Annotated in this window: 21 protein-coding genes; 9 read left to right on the forward strand and 12 right to left on the reverse strand. The window is 35.0% G+C overall.

The window, feature by feature from the left end; all coding sequences use genetic code 11:
* The first annotated feature begins 40 nt into the window (after nt 1-40).
* A complete protein-coding gene (locus ACEN25_RS01735; RefSeq protein WP_441801366.1) occupies nt 41-922 on the forward strand; it encodes an anti-sigma factor in 882 nt (293 codons plus the stop codon).
* Nucleotides 923-1,002: 80 nt separating this feature from the next.
* On the opposite strand, the gene ACEN25_RS01740 is transcribed toward ACEN25_RS01735, so the two are convergent.
* The gene (locus ACEN25_RS01740; protein WP_028375530.1) at nt 1,003-1,737 is read right to left on the reverse strand and encodes an XRE family transcriptional regulator; all 735 of its coding nucleotides are present in this window, start codon (nt 1,735-1,737) and stop codon (nt 1,003-1,005) included.
* A gap of 412 nt (nt 1,738-2,149) precedes the next feature.
* On the opposite strand from ACEN25_RS01740, the gene guaA reads away from it, so the two are divergent.
* Nucleotides 2,150-3,682: a glutamine-hydrolyzing GMP synthase gene (guaA, locus tag ACEN25_RS01745; RefSeq protein ID WP_441801367.1), complete on the forward strand. Its 1,533-nt coding sequence runs from the start codon at nt 2,150-2,152 to the stop codon at nt 3,680-3,682.
* Nucleotides 3,683-3,876: 194 nt separating this feature from the next.
* Nucleotides 3,877-5,862, forward strand: a complete 1,986-nt coding sequence (locus ACEN25_RS01750; RefSeq protein ID WP_441801368.1) for a LysM peptidoglycan-binding domain-containing protein — start codon at nt 3,877-3,879, stop codon at nt 5,860-5,862.
* A 331-nt stretch (nt 5,863-6,193) separates the two neighbouring features.
* Here the strand turns inward: ACEN25_RS01750 and rplT are convergent, their stop codons facing one another.
* The 10 genes from rplT to ACEN25_RS01800 all read right to left on the reverse strand — a co-directional run bounded on the left by rplT (nt 6,194) and on the right by ACEN25_RS01800 (nt 15,736).
* Nucleotides 6,194-6,538: a 50S ribosomal protein L20 gene (rplT, locus tag ACEN25_RS01755; RefSeq protein WP_028375527.1), complete on the reverse strand. Its 345-nt coding sequence runs from the start codon at nt 6,536-6,538 to the stop codon at nt 6,194-6,196.
* Nucleotides 6,539-6,647: 109 nt separating this feature from the next.
* Entirely contained in the window at nt 6,648-6,845 is a 198-nt protein-coding gene (gene rpmI / locus ACEN25_RS01760) for a 50S ribosomal protein L35 (RefSeq protein WP_028375526.1), read from the reverse strand.
* Between the two features lie 113 nt (nt 6,846-6,958).
* Nucleotides 6,959-7,486, reverse strand: coding sequence for a translation initiation factor IF-3 (gene infC, locus ACEN25_RS01765; protein WP_051621242.1), 528 nt, complete (start codon nt 7,484-7,486; stop codon nt 6,959-6,961).
* 49 nt (nt 7,487-7,535) lie between these two features.
* Nucleotides 7,536-9,482 (reverse strand): threonine--tRNA ligase, encoded by a 1,947-nt coding sequence (gene thrS / locus ACEN25_RS01770; RefSeq protein WP_441801369.1) that lies wholly within the window; start codon nt 9,480-9,482, stop codon nt 7,536-7,538.
* Nucleotides 9,483-9,565: 83 nt separating this feature from the next.
* On the reverse strand, nt 9,566-10,900 hold the full coding sequence (locus tag ACEN25_RS01775) for a DUF58 domain-containing protein (RefSeq protein ID WP_441801703.1): 1,335 nt from the start codon (nt 10,898-10,900) through the stop codon (nt 9,566-9,568).
* Nucleotides 10,901-10,905: 5 nt separating this feature from the next.
* Nucleotides 10,906-11,955, reverse strand: coding sequence for an AAA family ATPase (locus ACEN25_RS01780; protein WP_441801370.1), 1,050 nt, complete (start codon nt 11,953-11,955; stop codon nt 10,906-10,908).
* Complete coding sequence (locus ACEN25_RS01785; RefSeq protein WP_441801371.1) at nt 11,939-13,171, reverse strand: DUF4350 domain-containing protein; 1,233 nt, start codon at nt 13,169-13,171, stop codon at nt 11,939-11,941. The genes ACEN25_RS01780 and ACEN25_RS01785 overlap by 17 nt, the downstream gene beginning before the upstream one ends.
* The gene (locus ACEN25_RS01790; RefSeq protein WP_441801372.1) at nt 13,168-13,914 is read right to left on the reverse strand and encodes a DUF4129 domain-containing protein; all 747 of its coding nucleotides are present in this window, start codon (nt 13,912-13,914) and stop codon (nt 13,168-13,170) included. The genes ACEN25_RS01785 and ACEN25_RS01790 overlap by 4 nt, the downstream gene beginning before the upstream one ends.
* Nucleotides 13,914-14,771, reverse strand: a complete 858-nt coding sequence (locus ACEN25_RS01795) for a hypothetical protein (protein WP_441801373.1) — start codon at nt 14,769-14,771, stop codon at nt 13,914-13,916. Before ACEN25_RS01795 ends, ACEN25_RS01790 begins: the two co-directional genes overlap by 1 nt.
* Entirely contained in the window at nt 14,768-15,736 is a 969-nt protein-coding gene (locus tag ACEN25_RS01800) for a stage II sporulation protein M (protein WP_441801374.1), read from the reverse strand. Before ACEN25_RS01800 ends, ACEN25_RS01795 begins: the two co-directional genes overlap by 4 nt.
* 155 nt (nt 15,737-15,891) lie before the next feature.
* Here ACEN25_RS01800 and ACEN25_RS01805 point away from each other — a divergent pair, with 155 nt between their 5' ends.
* The 4 genes from ACEN25_RS01805 (at nt 15,892) to ACEN25_RS01820 (ending at nt 19,161) form a co-directional block, all read left to right on the forward strand.
* On the forward strand, nt 15,892-16,614 hold the full coding sequence (locus ACEN25_RS01805) for an RDD family protein (protein WP_441801375.1): 723 nt from the start codon (nt 15,892-15,894) through the stop codon (nt 16,612-16,614).
* Nucleotides 16,615-17,253 carry a trimeric intracellular cation channel family protein gene (locus tag ACEN25_RS01810; RefSeq protein WP_441801376.1) on the forward strand — a complete coding sequence of 213 codons (639 nt, stop codon included), beginning with the start codon at nt 16,615-16,617 and terminating at the stop codon, nt 17,251-17,253.
* A gap of 16 nt (nt 17,254-17,269) precedes the next feature.
* Complete coding sequence (locus ACEN25_RS01815) at nt 17,270-17,812, forward strand: pyridoxamine 5'-phosphate oxidase family protein (RefSeq protein ID WP_441801377.1); 543 nt, start codon at nt 17,270-17,272, stop codon at nt 17,810-17,812.
* 65 nt (nt 17,813-17,877) lie between these two features.
* Complete coding sequence (locus tag ACEN25_RS01820) at nt 17,878-19,161, forward strand: erythromycin esterase family protein (RefSeq protein ID WP_441801378.1); 1,284 nt, start codon at nt 17,878-17,880, stop codon at nt 19,159-19,161.
* Nucleotides 19,162-19,235: 74 nt separating this feature from the next.
* Here ACEN25_RS01820 and ACEN25_RS01825 read toward each other — a convergent pair whose 3' ends face one another.
* A complete protein-coding gene (locus tag ACEN25_RS01825) occupies nt 19,236-19,964 on the reverse strand; it encodes a peptidylprolyl isomerase (RefSeq protein WP_441801379.1) in 729 nt (242 codons plus the stop codon).
* A 2-nt stretch (nt 19,965-19,966) separates the two neighbouring features.
* Between ACEN25_RS01825 and ACEN25_RS01830 the strand changes: the two genes are divergently transcribed.
* Nucleotides 19,967-20,611: an NUDIX hydrolase gene (locus tag ACEN25_RS01830; protein ID WP_441801380.1), complete on the forward strand. Its 645-nt coding sequence runs from the start codon at nt 19,967-19,969 to the stop codon at nt 20,609-20,611.
* 67 nt (nt 20,612-20,678) lie between these two features.
* Nucleotides 20,679-21,482, forward strand: coding sequence for a lysophospholipid acyltransferase family protein (locus ACEN25_RS01835; protein ID WP_028375512.1), 804 nt, complete (start codon nt 20,679-20,681; stop codon nt 21,480-21,482).
* The last annotated feature ends 105 nt before the right edge of the window (nt 21,483-21,587 follow it).

Below are 21,587 nucleotides of genomic sequence, written 5' to 3' on the forward strand. Positions count from 1 at the left end.
TTGCGTTACCATAAAAACAACTTAAAACATAAACATAGATATGAAAAAAATTAAATTTCTAGGACTATTAACCGCAGCAGCATTATTAGCTTCATGTTCAGGTGATGATGATTCAGTACAACGATCAGATATCACTATAACCTCGCTTACAGGCCTTGAAAGATTAGGAACAAACGCAGAATATCAGGCTTGGATTACAGTAGATGGTCAGGATATTTCTTTAGGAAGATTCACAGATGTTAATGTGCCTAAAAGTTTTTCTGCTCCCACATCTCAAATAACTTCTGCCACAAAATTTAAAATTAGTGTAGAAAAAAGTACTGGAGATAGTCCTGAAATAAGTAATTCGATTATTCTGAGCGGAACCTTTGGAGGTAATTCTGCTTCTTTAAATTCTAAAGAAGGAATAGGTGATTTCGTAGGTTCTTCAGGTGTATTTACGCTACAAACCCCAACAGATAGCAATGCAAATAATGAGCAGAGTGGAGTTTATTTTTTTAATGCGACTAATGGGACTGCAGGTTTAAATTTACCTACTTTACCAGCGGGCTGGAAATATGAAGGTTGGGTTACTGTGCCTAATGCTTCCGGAGAAATGAAAAATTTATCTACCGGTAAATTTACAAAAACAAATACTAGTGATGAAACTTCACGTTTTGGAGGACCATTGGCAGATCCTAATTTTCCTGGAGAAGATTTTCTAGATACGGGTCTTTTAGCCTTAGCATATAATATAAATGTTGAACCAAACTTAATATCTAAAAGAGTTTTTATATCAATTGAACCAGCTGATGATAATGATTTAAATACTCCTTTTTTCTTACAACCTTTAAGTGGTACGGCAAATAATGGTGTAAGTCCAAATATTAATACAATGGGGTTAAATACAGGATCTTTGCCCGAGGGTAGAGTTGTATATTAATCTTTTAATACATTTTAATAGAATAAAAAAACCGGTCTATGACCGGTTTTTTTTATTTGAAATAACTCGTATAAATATAATTATACGATTTTACTTATTTTCTCTATAAGCTTACTCATATCACTCTGTAGTTTATCTACCTGACTTTCTAAATGTTGTACGCGCTTGTTAGCGTCCATATCAATTACATTAAGTGAGCTTGTTATTTTACCACGCACAACCAGTATTTCTAGAATATTGCTTAGCTCGTAGCTTATACTTTCATACTTACTATTATCACTTATTAAAATTACAGCGTCGTTTGCTAGATCTTTTTTAATACGTTTGGTAAGTACAGATTTTGCCGTTACAATAACTGCAACAGAGCCATCAAGAATTTCAGTTAAATCATCTGCATGCTGTGTGATTAGAATGTCACCGTGCATTAAAGTAGGCATCATACTGTCGCCTTCAACTTCAAAGAGCTTTTGTCCTTCAGCAGGTTCATAACCTGGTAGCTTAAACATGTCTAGCGTAGACATCCATTGCTCATTATCTCTATTTTCAATAAAACCTGCGCGAGCTTCTACGTTAATGAGTGGAACAAAACCGTTAGAAGAACTCATCATAATAGAATTATGAGATCCTTTTAATATACGATCTGTAGGGACACTGTAAAGTTTACTAAGAGTTAGAAGATGTTCTGTAGTTATTGAGTTTTGTCCGTTTTCAATTAAAGAATAGGCTCCTTGCGTAATACCAAGCTCAGTAGCTACTTTTTTTTGTGATAAAGCAGAACGTTCTCTTAGTAGTTTTAGTTGTTTAGATATAGACATTTTATTAAGGTTTAGGGAACTTAAATTAAATAGATACTGTAAAGATATGATTTATATCCTTTGTATTGTTTTTAGTTATATTTTTAGTGATATATTGTTTTTTAACGTCTAAAAACCAATATTATATAATTTTATTCTTTTAAATAGGAATTATCCTAATAATATTGCAAAAAAGTATAATGAATTTTCAGATTTAATTTTATAAAAAGAATTGGTTTTAACGATAATTACTTAATTTTCATCTGCTTATAAACTTAAGTATTAAGATTCTTCCTAAGAAGATAAATACAATATCCTACACATTAGTATTCAATTACTCCTCAATTTATAAAGTTTTATAACAAGTGTATTTTATCTAAAATTTGAATATAAATTGAAGTAGTCAAAATAGATAGAAATACTATTTTTGCCTATGCAAAATAACGTACTCATTTTAGATTTCGGTTCGCAGTATACACAACTTATTGCTAGACGCATACGTGAACTCAATATTTTCTGCGAAATCAAACCTTTCAACAAATTACCGGAAGACTTGAGCAGCTACAAGGCTGTCATACTATCTGGCTCACCATCTTCAGTAAGGGCAGCAGATGCGCCTCACCCTGATTTGACTAATATACGCGGTAAAAAACCACTTCTTGGGGTTTGTTACGGTGCTCAATATCTCGCACATTTTCATGGTGGAGAAGTAGGGCAGTCAAATACACGTGAATACGGCCGGGCTAATCTTTCTATGATTAAAGAGGATGAAGCTTTTTTTAAAGGTGTTACAATAGGTAGCCAGGTTTGGATGAGCCACAGTGATACTATAAAACGTTTGCCCGAAGGAGCTGTTTTATTAGCAAGTACGCACGATGTAGAGAACGCCGCATATAAGTTAAAAGATGAGGATACTTACGCCATTCAATTTCACCCAGAGGTTTATCACTCTACAGACGGAAAGCAAATATTAGAAAATTTTCTCGTAAATATCGCTCAGGTTGAGCAAAGCTGGACACCAGATAGTTTTGTAGAAAGTACTGTCGAACAACTTCAAAAGAAAATAGGGTCAGATAAAGTAATACTTGGTCTTTCTGGTGGTGTAGATAGTTCTGTTGCTGCTATGCTTTTGCATAAGGCCATTGGAGTCAACCTGCACTGTATATTTGTAAATAACGGTCTGCTTCGTAAAAATGAGTTTCAAGATGTATTGAAACAATATGAAGGTATGGGACTAAATGTAAAAGGAGTTGATGCTTCAGACCGATTTCTTGAAGCGTTAGCCGGTAAAAGTGATCCTGAAGAAAAAAGAAAAACTATAGGGCGTGTTTTTATTGACGTTTTTGATGATGAATCGCATCAGGTAGAGAATGCAAAATGGCTTGCTCAGGGCACTATATATCCAGATGTAATTGAGTCGGTATCTGCAACAGGTGGACCTTCGGCAACTATAAAATCACATCATAATGTAGGCGGTTTGCCAGATTTTATGAAGCTTCAAGTTGTAGAACCGTTGCGAATGCTTTTTAAAGATGAAGTGCGCAGAGTGGGTGCCAGTATGGATATGAATCCTGACTTATTAGGTAGACATCCTTTTCCGGGGCCTGGTTTAGCAATACGTATTTTAGGAGACATTACTCCTGAGAAGGTTAGAATTTTACAAGAGGTTGATGCTGTTTTTATTAATAGTCTACGAGAATGGGATTTATATGATAAAGTGTGGCAGGCCGGTGCAATTTTATTGCCGGTAGATTCGGTAGGGGTAATGGGAGATGAGCGTACCTATGAAAAGTGTGTAGCATTACGCGCTGTAGAAAGCACAGATGGTATGACAGCAGACTGGGTTAACCTACCTTATAATTTTTTACAAAAGGTCTCTAATGATATAATAAATAAGGTTAAGGGCGTTAATAGAGTAGTCTATGACATCAGCTCTAAACCACCTGCAACTATTGAGTGGGAATAACCAAAAGTTATTTCATTAAATAGTAAGCATAAATTATAGTAAAGAAGGTCTTTGTTTATAGTATTAAAAAATGAACTTACTGTTCAAATTATATTTTTTAATATTCAAATTATCAGAGACTTATATTTTAAATTTAAATCAAAAATGGGATTTTGAGTTTTAACTTAAAATCCCATTTATAATAAAGCCCACTAATGAGAAATGTAACCCTATTATTTATTTTCATTTTCGTTGTATTCAGTTGTTCAAGTATAGGTCAGCAAACCTACTCAAGTCACCGTGTTGTACAAGGAGAAACTGTATCTAGTATTGCAAATAAATACAATGTTACCGTGTACGAGATTTACCGTCTTAATCCGGAAGCAAAAAATCAATTGTACCCGGGTTTGGTTTTAATTTTACCTGGCGGAAACGCGGACGCCACTGTATCAAGTAGCAGTGAAAATGAGAAATTTATTTTTCATACCGTACAAAAAGGGGAGACTCTTTACAATCTCTCAAAAAAATATGAAGTTGCAGAATCTACAATTAAGCGGTACAATCAGCATTTATACAGTGCAGAACTAAGAAACGGGGAGACGATTAAAATTTTAAAACCCGGCTCAGGTACTTCTGCTGTTACTGAAATTTCAAAACCAACTTCTACAAATAGAAAGCACATTGTAAAACCTAAAGAAACTAAATACGGTTTGGCATCTATGTATGGTATTTCGGTAGCAGAATTAGAAAACCTGAATCCGGATATTGTGGATGGTTTACAAATAGGGGATATCGTTAATGTGCCAGATAAAGCCTATACAAATGATGCGGTTATAGAAGATAGTATATATGGTTTTTATGAAGTAAAGCCTAAAGAAACGTTATTCAGGTTAACCCAAAGATGGGGTATGACCGAGGAACAACTTACTACCCTAAATCCTTCATTAAAAGATGGTCTTAAGAGTGGTATGGTATTGACTTTACCAAAATCTAAACTCACAAATGAGGTACAGGTTACTACAACGGGTGGAGCTATAAATTTAGCGAATAACTTAAAGAACTTGTCTGTAAAAAATATTGCTGTTATGCTTCCATTTAATTTAGGAAGTGCACAGGTAGACTCTGCAGAATTGAATAAAAGTGCTTTAAAATCTGACCGTGTTATGAATATAGCGTTAGATTTCTACAGTGGGTCATTAATGGCTGTAGATTCAGCTAAGGCTTTAGGTATATCTTCTAATCTATATGTTTATGATACCGAATATTCACGTTCTGCAGGTAAGGCTAGTAATGATCGCAAGATTGAGGAAATAGTGAATCGTAAAGATTTTGATAAGATGAACGCTGTTATCGGGCCCTTACTTACCTCAAATGTTGAAAAAACGTCTTCCTTATTACGAGCGAGAGCTATTCCCGTTGTTTCACCCATTGTGCCTTCTTTAACTATGAGTGCAAATTTGTTTCAATCACGTCCTGATGACAAAATATTAAAAGAGCAAATGCTTGGTTTTATAAAGCAGGATGGCAAAGGCAAAAATATTATTATAGTTGCAGACTCTAAAAATTTAAATACAAAAGAGCGCATTCTTTCTCTGTACCCTGATGCAAAAATTATTTCTCCCAGAAGTAGTGGAAATGGGTACTACATAAGATCTAGTGACTTAGTATCTAAACTCTCACGTACTATAGAAAATTGGGTTATTCTTGAATCTAATGATATTGCGCTTATAAGCAATATAACAACAACCTTAAGCACACAGCTTTCTAATAGCGCAATTACGTTATTAACAACAGATAAAGGTTCTGCATACGAGAGCGATGATGTATCTAATATTACATTGATGAAGTTAAACTTTCATTTTCCGTCTGTTGACAGAGAATATGATTTTAAACATAAGGATTTCATAAATGCGTATACTTCAAAATACGGTTATGCGCCCAGCAGTTATGCGGTGAGAGGTTATGACATTACATTTGACACCTTATTGCGTTTAGCAGCAGCAGAGAGTCTGTACAGTGCTGCAGATGCCGGTTACATCACTCAGTATGTAGAAAATAAGTTCAATTATGTGCAGGATCCTATTTCTTCAGGATATTATAATAAAGCTTCATATATTATTAAATACGGAAAGAATTTAGAAGAGATTGTTGTGGAAGTTTCTAATGATATGAAAAATACTTCAGGAGTATTGAAGAATTAAACAAGGTAAAAAGCAAAGTGTCTATTTAGCTAGCTTACGCACAAGTTGTCATCATTTAAATTTTGATTTATATGTGTTGTATAGGCACCTTTAGACAATAAACGAAAAGAGAATCCTCAACTGTGTCAATGATTCTAGCAGGTTCAATGTGAATTTTACACGTATAACCTAAGTATATAAATCTTGTGATATGTGACTAATTCAATAGAAAGTGTATTCAAGACTATTAAAATTTTTAAAATTACGAGAAGTATTTAAACCTAAAAAAGCCCAATCATTACTGATTGGGCTTTTTCGTTATAAGCGGAATATTGTTAATTAGGCGTTAGCCTTATTTTACTTTATTTACGATTGCTTCAAAAGCTTCTGGGTGATTCATCGCTAAATCTGCTAAAACCTTACGGTTAAGCTCGATGTTTGCAGACTTCACTTTGCCCATAAACTGAGAATAAGACATACCGTGTAAACGTACACCCGCATTGATACGAGTAATCCATAAAGCACGGAAATTTCTTTTCTTTTGGCGACGGTCGCGGTATGCATATAGCATTGCTTTGTCAACCGCATTTTTTGCAACTGTGTAGACGTTTTTACGTCTTCCAAAGTAACCTTTGGCTTGCTTCAATACCTTTTTTCTTCGGGCTCTAGAAGCAACTGAATTTACTGATCTTGGCATAATTTAATTGTTTTTGTAGCAGGCGGGTAATTAATACCACTTTTAAAACATTTTATTTAGTGTTTTGCCTAACTCCAGGGTTTATAAAATAATTGAACCGGTTACGTTCTTATTTAAGACGTAACATAATTTTCACGTTGTTCTCGTCAGCTTTGTGAACGATAGTATCGTGAGTTAATGCAAGCTTACGTTTCTTAGACTTTTTAGTCAAGATGTGACTCTTAAACGCATGCTTTCTTTTGATTTTACCAGTACCGGTAAGCTTAAAACGCTTTTTAGCACTGCCTTTTGTTTTCATTTTAGGCATAATTCCTAGTTTATTTAATTAATCCGCTTATTTTTTTGTCCTGATCTTTTAATATCAAAACAATCCCGGCCTTCTCAGGTCGGGATTTTATTTTAATGTGTCTTAATGACTGCTTATTTACTTGCTTTCTTAGGAGCTAAGAACATAATCATTCGTTTACCTTCTAATTTAGGCATCTGTTCTACTTTGCCGTAATCTTCAAGTTCCTGAGCGAGACGTAAGAGCAGTATTTGACCCTGATCTTTATAGATTATTGAGCGACCTTTAAAGAAAACATACGCTTTTAATTTAGAACCTTCTTCAAGGAATTTAATTGCGTGTTTCTTTTTAAACTCGTAGTCATGATCATCTGTATTAGGCCCAAATCTGATTTCCTTTACGACTACTTTTGACGCTTTGGCCTTCATGACCTTTTCACGTTTCTTCTGCTCGTAAACGAACTTTTTATAATCCATCACTTTACAAACAGGAGGTTCTGCATTTGGTGATATTTCAACCAAATCTAATTCCTGCTCATCTGCGATTTCTTGTGCCTTACTGGTGGGATAAACCCCCATTTCTACATTATCTCCTACAAGACGTACTTCACGAGCACGTATCTTTTGATTGATAAGGTGTTGGTCTGTCTTCTGAACCCTCATGGGTCCTTTTGATCTTTTTCTACGTATTGCTATGGCTATATATTTTTAATTAAACTTCAAATTTCTTTAGTGTTTTGTTGATTTCGGTATTAACAACTTCTGCAAATTCTGCAACTGTCATCGTTCCTAAATCCTCACCACCATGTTTACGTACAGAAACCGTACCATCATTAGCTTCTTTCTCACCAATAATCAACATGAAAGGTAGTTTTTGCATTTCCGCTTCCCGAATCTTACGACCCATAGTTTCACCGCGGTCATCTACCGTGGCGCGAATTTCGTGATTTTCTAACAATTCTAAAACATTTTCGGCGTATTTCTCGTAATTCTCACTGAGTGTTAAAACGATAGCCTGTTGTGGCATCAACCAAAGTGGGAAATTACCCCCTGTATGCTCTAATAAAATTGCTATAAAACGTTCCATACTTCCAAAGGGAGCACGGTGTATCATTACCGGGCGGTGCTCTTCATTGTCACTGCCTTTATAAGTAAGTTCAAAACGTTCTGGCAGATTGTAATCTACCTGAATGGTTCCCAGCTGCCAGCTGCGCCCTAATGCATCTTTAACCATAAAGTCAAGTTTAGGGCCGTAAAACGCTGCTTCTCCGGTTTCTATAACATAGTTAAGACCTTTTGCTTTTGCTGCATTTATAATAGCAGTTTCTGCTTTAGCCCAGTTCTCATCAGAACCTATGTATTTTTCCTTGTTTTCAGGATCTCTTAAAGAAACCTGCGCGGTAAAGTTTTCAAACCCTAAAGATCCAAATACATATAGTACCAAATCTATAACTTTCATAAACTCTTCATCCAATTGATCTGGAGTACAAAAAATGTGTGCGTCATCCTGTGTAAAACCTCTAACACGTGTAAGACCGTGTAATTCACCACTTTGCTCATAACGGTAAACGGTACCAAATTCTGCAAAACGCTTGGGTAAATCTCTGTAACTCCACTGTATAGAGTTATAAATTTCACAGTGATGTGGACAATTCATCGGCTTTAGAAGAAATTCTTCTCCTTCTGCAGGTGTCGTAATAGGTTGAAAACTATCTGCACCATATTTTGCATAGTGACCAGAAGTTACATACAGTTCTTTTTGACCTATATGCGGTGTAACCACCATTTCGTAACCTGCTTTTTTCTGTGCAGCCTTTAAAAAGTTTTCAAGACGCTCACGCAAAGCGGCACCTTTAGGCAGCCATAATGGCAGACCTTGTCCTACTTTTTGAGAAAATGTAAATAATTGTAATTCTTTACCTAATTTTCTATGATCTCGTTTTTTAGCTTCTTCAAGAAGTTCTAAGTATTCTTTTAGATCTTTTTGCTTCGGAAAAGAAATACCATAAATACGAGTTAACTGATTGTTTTTTTCATCACCTCTCCAATATGCGCCGGCAACGCTCATCAATTTTACCGCTTTAACAAAACCGGTATTGGGTAAATGTCCCCCGCGGCATAAATCTGTAAAGCTGTCGTGATCACAAAAAGTGATTGTACCGTCTTCGAGGTTTTCTATAAGTTCAACCTTATAGGGGTTGTCTTGTTTTCTATATAATTCTAGAGCATCTGCTTTTGAAACACTACGCATTGAAAACTCATGTTTTCCGCGGGCAATGTCAAGCATTTTATCTTCAATCTTTTTAAAATCACCTTCTCCTAAAGTTTGAGCTCCAAGATCTACATCATAGTAAAAACCTTTATCTATAGCAGGGCCTATGGTTAACTTTACGCCCGGATACAATTCTTCTAATGCCTGCGCTAAAATGTGTGCGGAAGAATGCCAGAATGCTGTTTTACCTTCGTCATCATTCCAGGTGTAAAGAACTAACGAGCCATCCTCTGTTAAGGGTGTTGTAGTCTCTACCGTGGTAGTATTATATTTTGCTGAAATAACATTACGTGCAAGACCTGCACTGATGCTGTTTGCGACATCAAAAGGTGTTACGCCGCTTTCAAATTCTTTTACACTGCCATCTGGCAAAGTAACCTGGATCATAATTAAAATTTAAGCTGTAAAGATAAGGGCTTTCCCGTCAAAATTGAAAAATTCAAATTCAAAGTTTGAGAATACTTTTTAACTCAAAGAATTCCGCGGGCTTTTATCTCTAAATATTTATTGATTGTGTTTACAGAAAGGTCTTCGGGTTTTGTCAGGACGGTTTGTATTCCGTGTTTTTCAAGCTCCTTTACCATAAGTTTTTTATCATATTCCATCTTTTGAGCAATGGTCTTGTGGTAAATTTCTGCAGTGCTAGTTGCTTTTTTAGTAATTAAGTCATCTAACTCTGTATTCTCAAAAAAGATAACGACTAGAACATGTTTTTTAGCTAAACCTTTAAGATAGGATAGTTGGCGTTGTAAACTACTTATGTGCTCAAAATTTGTGTAAAGCAATAATAAACTTCTGTGCGTTATTTTTCGTTTTACTTCGGCATATAACCTGCTAAAATCACTATCTAAAAACTGTGTATTTATAGCATACAGTACTTCAAGTATTGTATTTAAATGTGTCTTTTTATTACTTGCTGCGAGATGATTTTGAATGGTATTACTAAACGTTAGTAAACCGGTTTTGTCATTCTTTTTTAGCGCAATATTACTAAAAGCTAAAGTGCTGTTTATTGCATAGTCTAAAAGGGTAAGGCCCTTAAAAGGCATTTTCATCACGCGACTGGCATCAATCAACGAATAAACAGGTTGTGATTTCTCATCCTGAAACTGATTAATCATTAAAGCGCCACGTTTTGCAGTAGCTTTCCAGTTGATGGTGCGTATGTCATCGCCTATGACATAATCTTTTATCTGTTCAAATTCCATCGTGTGACCAATGCGGCGTATTTTTTTTAAACCGAATTGTGTCAATTTATTATCAATAGCCAGAAAAGCATATTTTTTCATTTGAATAAAAGACGGGTACACCTTTACCGTTTGACCGTTACTAAATGTATATCTCCGCTTCACTATTTTAAGCGGAGAGCTTACGTAGATATTCAATTTTCCAAAATTGTAAATACCGCGATCTACGGGTCGTAAACCATAATTTATAGAAACCTGATCGCGGGAAGGAATACTCCCTATTTTTAAAAAATCTCTTTTTTGAAACTGAACAGGAATCTCATCAATCACAGAAAATGAAATTTTAAAATTGTATTTGTTCTGTATGGTAAGCGGTACTTCATTGAGATCGCTGTTCGAAAACTTTTCGGGTAGCTGCCGGGTAGCAAAAATTCCTTCCTTCTTTTTATACAAAGTCAAAACATCAAATACAACAATAAGCAAAACCAGCCACAGGCCTATAAGCGCAATAGGGTATAAAGCGTGTACCCAATACGAGAACAGGAAGAGTAGAACAAGTGCAGCTAAAACATAGAATACCCGTGTTCCTAAATAAAGACTTTGTATAAATTTAATAATGCGCACTAGCGGGGTACTTCTACAGATTGAACAAGCATATCTATTACCGTTTCAGGGGTCATACCTTCCATCTCGCGTTCTGGTGATAATATTACACGGTGTCTCAATACCGGAGTAACTGATTTCTTAACATCTTCCGGGGTCACAAAATCCCTTCCATTAATTGCGGCAAAAGCTTTTGAAGCGTTCATTATGGCTAATGAAGCTCGAGGAGATCCTCCTAAATATAAATGCGGATGGGTACGCGATTTTACTGTAATAGATGCGATGTAGTTTAAAATCTTTTCTTCAATGCGTATATGATGAATTTGTTTTCTATACGCTTCAAGCTTTTCTGTAGAAAGTACCGCATTGATTACAGCTTCCTGGCTGGTGTGGCGTTCGTTATGGCTTTTAAGAATTGCGATCTCATCGGTAAGATCAGGGTATTCTACTTTTATTTTAAACAGAAAACGATCTAATTGTGCTTCGGGTAAGGCATAGGTTCCTTCCTGCTCAATAGGATTTTGGGTGGCTAGTACCATAAAGGGTTTATCTAACTGATATTGTTGACCATCTATAGTGATCTGGCGCTCCTCCATCACTTCAAAAAGTGCAGCCTGTGTTTTTGCAGGTGCTCTGTTTATTTCGTCTATAAGTACAATGTTTGAGAAAATAGGACCGTGCTTAAATTCAAAATTGCTAGTACTCATATTCAATACAGAAGTTCCCAATACATCACTGGGCATCAGGTCTGGAGTGAATTGAATTCGGCTAAATGCGGTACTTAGTGTTTTTGCAAAAAGCTTAGCGGTAACTGTTTTTGCAATACCGGGAACCCCTTCAATCAATACATGACCTTCAGAGAGTAACGCAACGATTAGTAATTCTATAAATTCATACTGCCCTATAATCACTTTAGCCAGCTCAGCTTTTAATTGATCAACTGCATCACGAAGTCCTTCAAGAGGAATTCGGTTTGTAAATTCTAAATTTTCTGAATTGTCGTTTTGATTGCCAGTTTTAGGTGCAGCCTCGTTGTTTATGTTTTCAGATAAATTAGTTGATTCGTCCATCCTGATGGTTTTTTTTAAAGTTTTCAATATAAGTGTTTAACTGTATCAATTCGTCTTCAGTAATTTCTACTTTCTGTTTGAGGCTTATGATATAGTCAATGGTATTTTTAATTTCTACTACGGAAACATTACTTTTTGCCGCGAGATTTTCGATAAATGCAAGATCTTTTTTATCTGTGGCAAGTATAAATGTACTTCGTATATACTCCATAAAATGATTGATCTGATGCATTGCAATTTGCCTGTTGTCTTTTTTATCAAGATACATCCCGGCGATTGTTCTGGTATAATCAAGCGTTTTATTAGAAAGCGGTTGAATCACAGGGATACTGCGCTGCTTGCGTTTTCCTTCAAAATAAACCCAAATGAGTGCGGTAATTAGTAAGGTGTACCACGACCATTTTAGGTATTTGTTATTTAAAATTATAAATAAGGGAGAAACGGCAACTGCTTTACTGTTTTTGTAATGCTGATCTAAATAAACCATACCCTTAGCTGGTAAATAGGCGAGTGTTTTTGCAGTATATTCTGCATTTATGCTATCTAGCATAAATACATTCGTGTATGCTTCTGGAAATGTATTTATAATTACGGTTCCCTTTTTATAAGGTGTTTTTGTAAAGTTAATTTTAGGTTTAAGCAACAGCTTATTTCTTGTGCTATTTGCTAGATGAAAAACCCCTAAAACTGTTGTTTGTAGCGTGTCTATTTCATCAAAGAAAACCGTACTTACATCTTTATCTAAGCGGTAAGCAGTCTTTTTATTTAATTTCGGGTTACTCAAATAAACCACCGGGCGCTTTTCAAGAGCTTCGGTTTCGGTATAATAACTCGTGTTAAGATTTAAGGTATCTAAAATTGTTTCACTAACTGCATTGGCAGCAATAAAAAGCGTATTGCCTTTTGCAACCCAATCAAGTAATTTATTTGCTTCTGCCTCATCATTATATACCGAACTATTCAGAAAAAAGTAGGTGCCAGAAACAGTGTTGTCTAACAGGAATTCAAATGGAGGTACATTAACTTCCTGAATTCTTTCCTCGTCAATAACTGTATTTAACTGGTCATAAAAAACATAGGTACCAAACGGGATTTCGTCTAGTTTACCGTAAGCCGGAAACCAGTTAATAGGTTCGGGTTTTGAAGCTTCCGCAGCGATAAGAAGCGCCACACAAAGTATAAGTATACCCGCGAGTATTTTATAACGGGTGGTCATAAAGTTGCAGTTGTTTTTTTAAATTCTTGTTCGGCTTTGCTAAAGGCAGATTCGCTTACTTCAAAATTACCATACCAGATAAAATCATAGATACGGGTAAGCTTAGTAAATTCAATACGCAACTCGTTATTTTTGATTTCATATACATAATCGGCATTTGTTTTTTGCACCTGCCAGTCTATAATGTCTTTATTTGCTAATTTTTGTAAAAGCAATAAGTAATAATAGCGCACGGCCAACTGGTAATTTTTTTGAAGCAACGCATCATCTATGAGTTCCTGAATATTTTGAGTCTCTATAATCTGTTGCTCGTCTGTAAGAATCACTTTATTTAAGCTGCCGTTTTTTAACCCAGAACCACCCATATCAATTTTTAAAAATAGCCAGACCAGTAGTGTTACAACACCCAGTAGTAGTAAATAGGGTAGTGCCCGTACTATAAGGCCTAACAGACCTGTTGCTTCATTACCTTGAAGAATCCAATTTATAAAGGTATCCCACAAATCATCTAGCCAGGTTTTGAAACGCGTCCACAGGTTATCTGGCGGTATTAATTCTACATAGTTAAACGCCTCATCCTGTCTGAAATTTTCAAGAGTTTGAGCATCAAATTGCTGTACGCTAATGACGCTATCATCATACCTAATATCTTTTGAAACCTGTGTTGAATCTAAAATTTCAGCTTTTAAACTGAAACTAAAGACACAAAAAAAGAGAACTACTATGTAAAATGGGTGTTGCATTAAAGGTCAGATCCTATACTGTCTATAGTTTCAAAAGTTCCGGTTTGATTTATTTTTTCATTTAGATTGAAATAAATAAATGCAATAGCTATAGCATAAATACCTGCTAAAATGTATTGAATAGCAGTAGATATAGCATTTAATGTGATGTAAACCCAGTCAATCATACTCGACACATCACCCTGAGAAATTTGATCTGCAGAAGTAAATGTTTTTACAAGTGAATAGATAATAACGGGTACCGAAAATACAATGTTGGCAACATAGAGTAATAAACCCATAACTAAAATAGTAGCAAAAGTCATCCACCACTCGCCCTTAATTAATCTGAAACTATCTGAAATCGCATCAACCGCAGACTTATTATTGAAAACCAATATGGCAAAAGTTAAAGATAGCGGGACGCTTATATAAATGCCTGGTAAAATACATAACATAAAACCTGCCATAAGCAGCATAGCAGATAAAAATGAAAGACCTGTTAAATTACCCAGTGAATTTCTAACATTGGTGTTTAGCACATGTGGATTTACGTTACCGTCGTTTTGAATATATAGTTTAATATAATTGAGAATTGTCCCATACAAAATAGCATAATAAAATAGCAAGGCGATAAACATTCCCAAGATGGAGAAGAGTATTACTGAAACATCAAAATTACCGGAAGTTAATTCGCTAAAATCTGATATTAGGGTATTGAAATAAGCAGAAATAGCTATTAAAATAATAAATGGTATTGCTGCATTACGCATCAATGCTTTAAAAAGAGGTTTGTATTCTAAACGTAAAAATTTAAAGGTATCAGACAGGATATCACCTAGTTCACGTTGCTTTTTAAAGTGGATTAGTTCTTTCATAATGTGTTAAGCGTTTTTTTATAAACGATGTGAGGATATAGGACGTAGTAAAATAGAATTAGTAACAAAGAAATACTAATAATTGCGATAGCGAGCCAGTCTGGCATTTCGGTATGGCGGGTTACAAAACCTTCCAAAAATCCTGCGACTATAAAAAAAGGAATGGTACTCACCACGATTTTTAAACCATCTTTCATGCTGCGTTTAAAAGATTCTAAACGGGTATAGGTTCCGGGAAATAGAATTCCGCTACCTAGTACTAATCCGGCAGCACCTGCAATAATAATTACTGAAATTTCTATAGTACCATGAATCCAGATGGTACGTACAGATTCCCATAAAACTCCTTTTTCATAAAAGAAATACTGAAAAGAACCCAGCATAACGCCGTTTTTCATCATCATAAAAAGTGAGCCTACACAAAATAAAATTCCGAAGATAAAAGCCATCAGCGCAACTTTAATATTGTTTATGGTGATGCCTAAAAACATTTCGGTTTCATTCATTTCTTTATAAACCCGCATCGGGTCATTGTTGGCAATATTTTCTAAGGTCATATTTACATAACCATCGCCTAAAATGCTGCGTACATAAGCGTCATCTGTAGCCGCACTATAGGCACCTATAATAGCAAAAAGTATAAATGTTGCAAACGATAGGAGTAAATGCTTTTGATAGCGGTGCATCAGCAAGGGGAATTCATCTGTAAAAAAAGTGATGAATCTTTTACTTGACTCTCGCTTGGTTTTATAAATTTTCTGGTGCGATTGGGATGCTAATTGATTGAGATACTGCGTAGTTTTACTCTGCGGATAAAAGGTTTTTGCAAAACTCAAATGATCTGTCACTTCTAGATATAAGGCCGAAAGTTCATCTGGTGATAAATCATTTTGATTACCTACCATAACGTTTTCAAATCTTAACCATTTATCCTTATTTTGCTTCACAAAAGCTGCTTCACGCATAAAATGAGTATTAGTAGTATCGGTTTTAACAAGATAGTTTGTGAAAACTAGTTTAAAAATTTAAAATTCAGAGTGATCTCTGAAGCAATTAATACATAGTTTTAATCTGTAAGGGTTACTGCCAGATCTAACTTAAGGAGTAAAGAAAAGAATAAATGGATAACTTTCAAATTGAAACTGCCCAAAATGTAAGCATTCAACAAAACGTTGCGGGAATTGGCGAGCGTATACTTGCTTATTTAATAGACTTGCTAATTTTGATTGCTTATTTTGTACTCACCATTTTTATATTGGCCTCATTTGGTATAGATAGTAACTCTACGGCATCTGTGGCTATTTTTTTTATGATAATTAGCATACCGGCTTTTTTATATTTTCTATTTCTTGAAGCCTTCTGGAACGGTCGTACGTTTGGTAAAGCAGCTTTAAACTTGAGAGTAGTTAAAATTGATGGCTCAAAGCCCGGTTTTGGAAGTTATTTTGTAAGGTGGATTATGCGCACCATTGATATCTCATTAACCAGCGGCGGTATTGCTGTATTTACTATTTTATTAAATGGAAAAGGGCAACGATTAGGAGATATTGCAGCGGGTACGACTGTTATTAATGAAAATAAAAAAGTGAGTTTAAGTCAAACATTACTTAAAGATATCCCTGTAGATTATGTGCCAAAATACCCACAGGTGACTGTATTTAGTGATGCAGATATTCAAAAAATTAAAACAATATATAATCAATCTCGATTTAGCGGAAAACACAATGTAATTGTTAAGCTTAGTGATAAGTTAGCTACCACAATGCAAATTACACCAGACGAGAAGCCTCTTCAATTTGTAGATCGTGTGCTTAAAGATTATAACTACTATACACAATTATAGATGGAAAGTGTTGCAGCAGATATCATTGATATTTTAGGAACTATAGCTTTTGCGATTTCGGGAGTTATTACCGCTACAAAAAAGAGAATGGATCTGTTTGGCATTCTCATTATTGCGACCGTAACTTCGGTAGGTGGTGGTACTTTACGTGACTTATTAATAGGTAAATCTCCTGTAACATGGATTCTAAACACCTCTTTTGTTTATCTTATTTTTATCGCAACAGTTGTTGCGATTATTTTTAGGAGACAATTACGCTATGTGCGTAAATCATTATTTTTATTTGATACTATAGGTATTGCATTGTATACAGTCACAGGTGTTCAAATGGGGATTTTAATTGGTTTAGCTCCGGTAATTTGCATTGCTTTGGGTACGATTACAGCTTGTTTTGGTGGTGTATTGCGTGATATTTTATGCACTGAAATCCCGGTGATTTTTAGAAAAGAAATTTATGCGAGCGCTTGTATTGTGGGAGGGAGTATGTATGTGCTTTTAGATCATTTTGATGTTAACACGGTAATCAATTCGGTAGTATCGGGGTTTTTGGTAATTTTTATACGTACCATGGCTGTTGTGTTTAAACTTCAGTTACCATCAATTTACACGAATGAGGCAGCGCCGGAAAATCAGATTTAAATATAATTTTAATAGTATGGGTAAAAAACGTCCTGATCTAACTCCACAGTTACAAGAATTTATAAAAGAGCAAAAGATATTTTTTGTAAGCACTGCAGCAGACAGTGGTTTTGTAAATGTCTCTCCAAAAGGAATGTCTACTTTTTATATACTGAATTCACAGGAAGTGTTGTGGTTAAATATGACGGGTAGTGGCAATGAGACCGCAGCTCACGTTCTTAAAGATGCACGTATGACGGTTATGTTTTGCTCTTTTGATAAAAATCCACTTATATTAAGGTTATACGGTACGGCTGAAGTGTATCACGAGCGTGATGCATTATTTTCTGAATATATGAGGTATTTTGAAGAAACGGCAGGTGCCCGTCAAATTTTTAAGTTATCTATAGAATTAGTACAATCTTCTTGTGGATTTGGAGTCCCATTTATGGACTATAAAGGAGAGCGTGACACCTTAAAAGTTTGGGCAGAGCATAAAGGTGAAAGTGGAATTAAAGAATATTGGACCGAGAAAAATCAAACCAGTCTTGATGGTTTTGATACCGGGATTTTTGAGTAATTCCTATAATTCTGATTTTAAAAATAACCGATTAAGTATTTATAAATTATTTAAAGTGAATGTAAATGAGACATTTAATTGTAGCTCTACTACATTTTTTTTCAATTCAAATATATAGTCAGAATGATAATGTGGTAAATTGGATTAATGAGAATTCGATTAAAATAGAAGATGTAGATCCAGACACAAAGCTTTCAATCTTCAATGACAATATTCCACAGAAATTTGCAAATGCCAGAATTTTTGGATTTGGAGAAGCCACACATCACGGAAAGGAATTTTTCGATATTAAAGCTAAATTTTTCAAATATTTAGTAGAAACTCAAAATGTAAAGATATTTATAATGGAGGATTCGTACCCTTCAGAGAGCGGTATCAATGAATGGATAAGCGGAGGAACTGGAAGTGTTGAAACTATCGCTGAAAATTTCAGTACTTACATTTGGTATACAAAAGAGGTAGTTAATCTTTTAGAATGGATGCGAAATTACAATCTCGGTAAACCTGAAAATGAACAAATTCGTTATTATGGAATGGATATTCAGAATGTGAAAAATATCAATCTAGAATTACGAGAATTAGTAAAAAAGTTTAATATCCCTGTTAGCGAAGAACTTCTCTTAATAGCAGATGCATGTGTAGAAAAACGAGTAGAATATGGTAAGAAAAATGACTGGGCAGACATTCATATTCCTAATCTTCTTAAAATAGAGAGTATTGTATCAGACTTCCAAAAAATTAATAAACTTGAAAATAACAGAGACTTTAAATCACTAATTAGAGCAATTAAATCTTTAATTAATTATACCCACTACGTTCAAGATTCAAAAAGTGAAATTAGAGATCTTGGAATGTTTAAAAATGTCAATAATATAATTGATAATGAAACCGAGAATGGTAAAGTATTTATTTGGGCTCACAATCAACACATTAATAACAAAGAATTTTTATCCTATGGGAGTGGTTTGATTAATTTAGGAAGACATTTAAAAGATTTTTACAAAGACGATTACTACAGTGTATATTTTGACTTTGGGAAAGGTAAATTAAAAGGAAATGTATTTAAGAAAGGTAAACCCAATCATTGGGAGGTTTATGAAATTGAGAAGCCATTTAAAAAAACCTATGCAGAAACACTTATTCAAGCCCAGAATGATATTTACTTTGTAGACATGCAAAAGGCCTTAAACAGTGATATAGCTGCTTTTTTTAGCGATAAGAAAAAGCAATTATTACTAGGTGGGCCTGGTTATAATCCGAAACGTATATCACTAATACCTAAAAAATATTCCGAAACATTTGATGGTTTAATTTTTATCAAAGTAATAAACCCAACAAATTTTTTTTAAAAACGGATACATATTTGAGCTTAGTAAAAGAACGTACTTATAAACTTAATAAGCATAAGGATACTTCAATTGAATTAGTCAATTATTTCAACCTTTTCTAAATAAATATTCTTAATAGGCCATTCATTTTCATCCACGGCCACTTTATTAATTTCATCTACTACATTCATTCCTTTTGTTACACGCCCAAAAACGGTGTGTTCACCGTCAAGATGATGTGCGCCACGCTCTGGTTGCACAATAAACCATTCAAATGGTGATGAAGCATCACTTACATTTTGTTCTAAATATTTTGCGGCAGAGAAGGCCCCGCGAACGTGTGTATGATTTGCACTGGCTTCGTTAGGTATTAAATAATTGCCTATATGCTGTCTTTTTTTTGGAGTCTCGTAACCGTCACTATTACCTCCCTGAACCACAAAACCGGGAGAATTACGATGTATCATTGTGTTTTCAAAATAGTTCTGTTTAACCAACAAAATAAAGTTTGCACGATGAAGAGGTGTATCTTTAAAGAGTTCAATTTCAATGTCACCATATTCTGTTAAGATACGCACACGGGTCTCTTGATTTTTTTTACCGTATTCTGTTAAGAAAGGAATAAGTTCTGCCTGAGATTCTATTATGGAACCTGCCTTGGTTTTTAATTTCTCATTTTGAGCCTTGTTTTTCTCTGCTTCGGTACTATCTGCTTTTTTTTCAGTGGTTTGAGTTGGGATGTCTTTTGCCTTTGATTTTTTATCTTCACAACCGGTACCGGAGAGAAGTAGTGCACTTAATAAAATAGAAATACGAATACGCATATATGCAATTTGAAGAATTTATAGAAAGGTTGCCAAAAATAAGCAATTTAGAATTATTGGGCCAAAAGGCTCATTACCTGATGGCGCCTACAGAACGAATTGAGGCATTAAATGAACTCGATATTGAAGCTCGCAAACCCAGATGGGCGGGTGTTATGTCATTATTCTATCCGCATAAGTTGAGTGGCGAGACCATGCTTGTACTTATTCTACGCAAAACCTACAAAGGTGTTCATAGCAATCAGGTAGGTTTTCCCGGTGGGAAGGCAGAAGATTTTGATGAAAATATACAGGCGACGGCTTTACGGGAAACTGAAGAAGAAATAGGAGTAGACCGAACCAGTATTGAGGTTTTTAAAGAACTCACGAAGGTTTATATTCCGCCAAGTAATTTCTGGGTACAGCCATTTATTGGGGTAGTTAGGCATACACCAAAATTTGTAAAAGAAGATTCTGAAGTAGAAGCTATTCTAGAAGTACCACTAGCTGAATTTCTTTCAGAAACCAGTATAATATCGCAAACAGTTGATACATCATATGGTAAGATGGTAGATGTCCCAGCTTTTTTGCTTACAGAGAAGGTGGTATGGGGTGCAACAGCCATGATGCTTAGTGAAGTAAAGTGGGCATTACAACAATTAGCTTGAGATAAGGTATATATTTTAAAGTATTAATTTTATATTTCACAAATCGCTGTACGAGTTATAACAAATTATGGGTCTTTTTAAAACCAATCCTTTTGGACACTACTTAATCATTAAAAAATGGTTGATACGTATTATGGGAGTTATGTCTCATAGACGCTATAGGGGATTTAATGCACTACAAATAGATGGTTCTGAAATTATAACAGAACTTCCCGATACTAATGTTCTTTTTGTTTCTAATCATCAAACCTACTTTGCAGATGTTGTAGCCATGTTTCACGTATTCAATGCCAGCTTGAGCGGGAGAGTAGATTCAATTAAAAATGTGGGTTATTTATGGGACCCTAAACTCAATATTTATTACGTGGCGGCAAGTGAGACTATGCGTAGTGGCTTATTACCGCGTATTATGGCATATGCCGGTGCTGTTTCGGTTAGCAGAACCTGGCGGGAAAAAGGACAGGAGGTAGAGCGTCCTGTAAATTTAAGTGATACCGAAAATATAGGTATCGCCTTACATGATGGTTGGGTTATTACGTTTCCGCAGGGAACAACAAAACCCTGGAAACCCATTCGCAAAGGTACCGCTCATATAATCAAGCAATACAAACCTGTTGTGGTACCTATAGTTATTGATGGTTTTAGAAGGTCTTTTGATAAGAAGGGAATACGTATAAAAAAGCGAGGGATTCTTCAAACTATGGAAATTAAAAAGCCGCTTGATATTGATTATGAGAATGATTCTGTTGAGGATATCGTAGAAATGATTGAGTATGCGATAGAACAACATCCTTCTTTTCTAAAAGTTATTCCTACTGAAGAACTTAAAAAAGAAGAAGAATTGAATCAAACACGTCGCTGGGATTATTAAAAATCATAAATAATTATCTTAACAGTATTTTGGTATCGTAATTGCGCTTAAACGATTATAAATGTTAAATCTCATGTTTGTGGTAATTTTTCGTTAACCTTTGCA

Origin of the sequence: Leeuwenhoekiella sp. W20_SRS_FM14, from assembly GCF_052119605.1 — a bacterium.
GTDB lineage: Bacteria > Bacteroidota > Bacteroidia > Flavobacteriales > Flavobacteriaceae > Leeuwenhoekiella.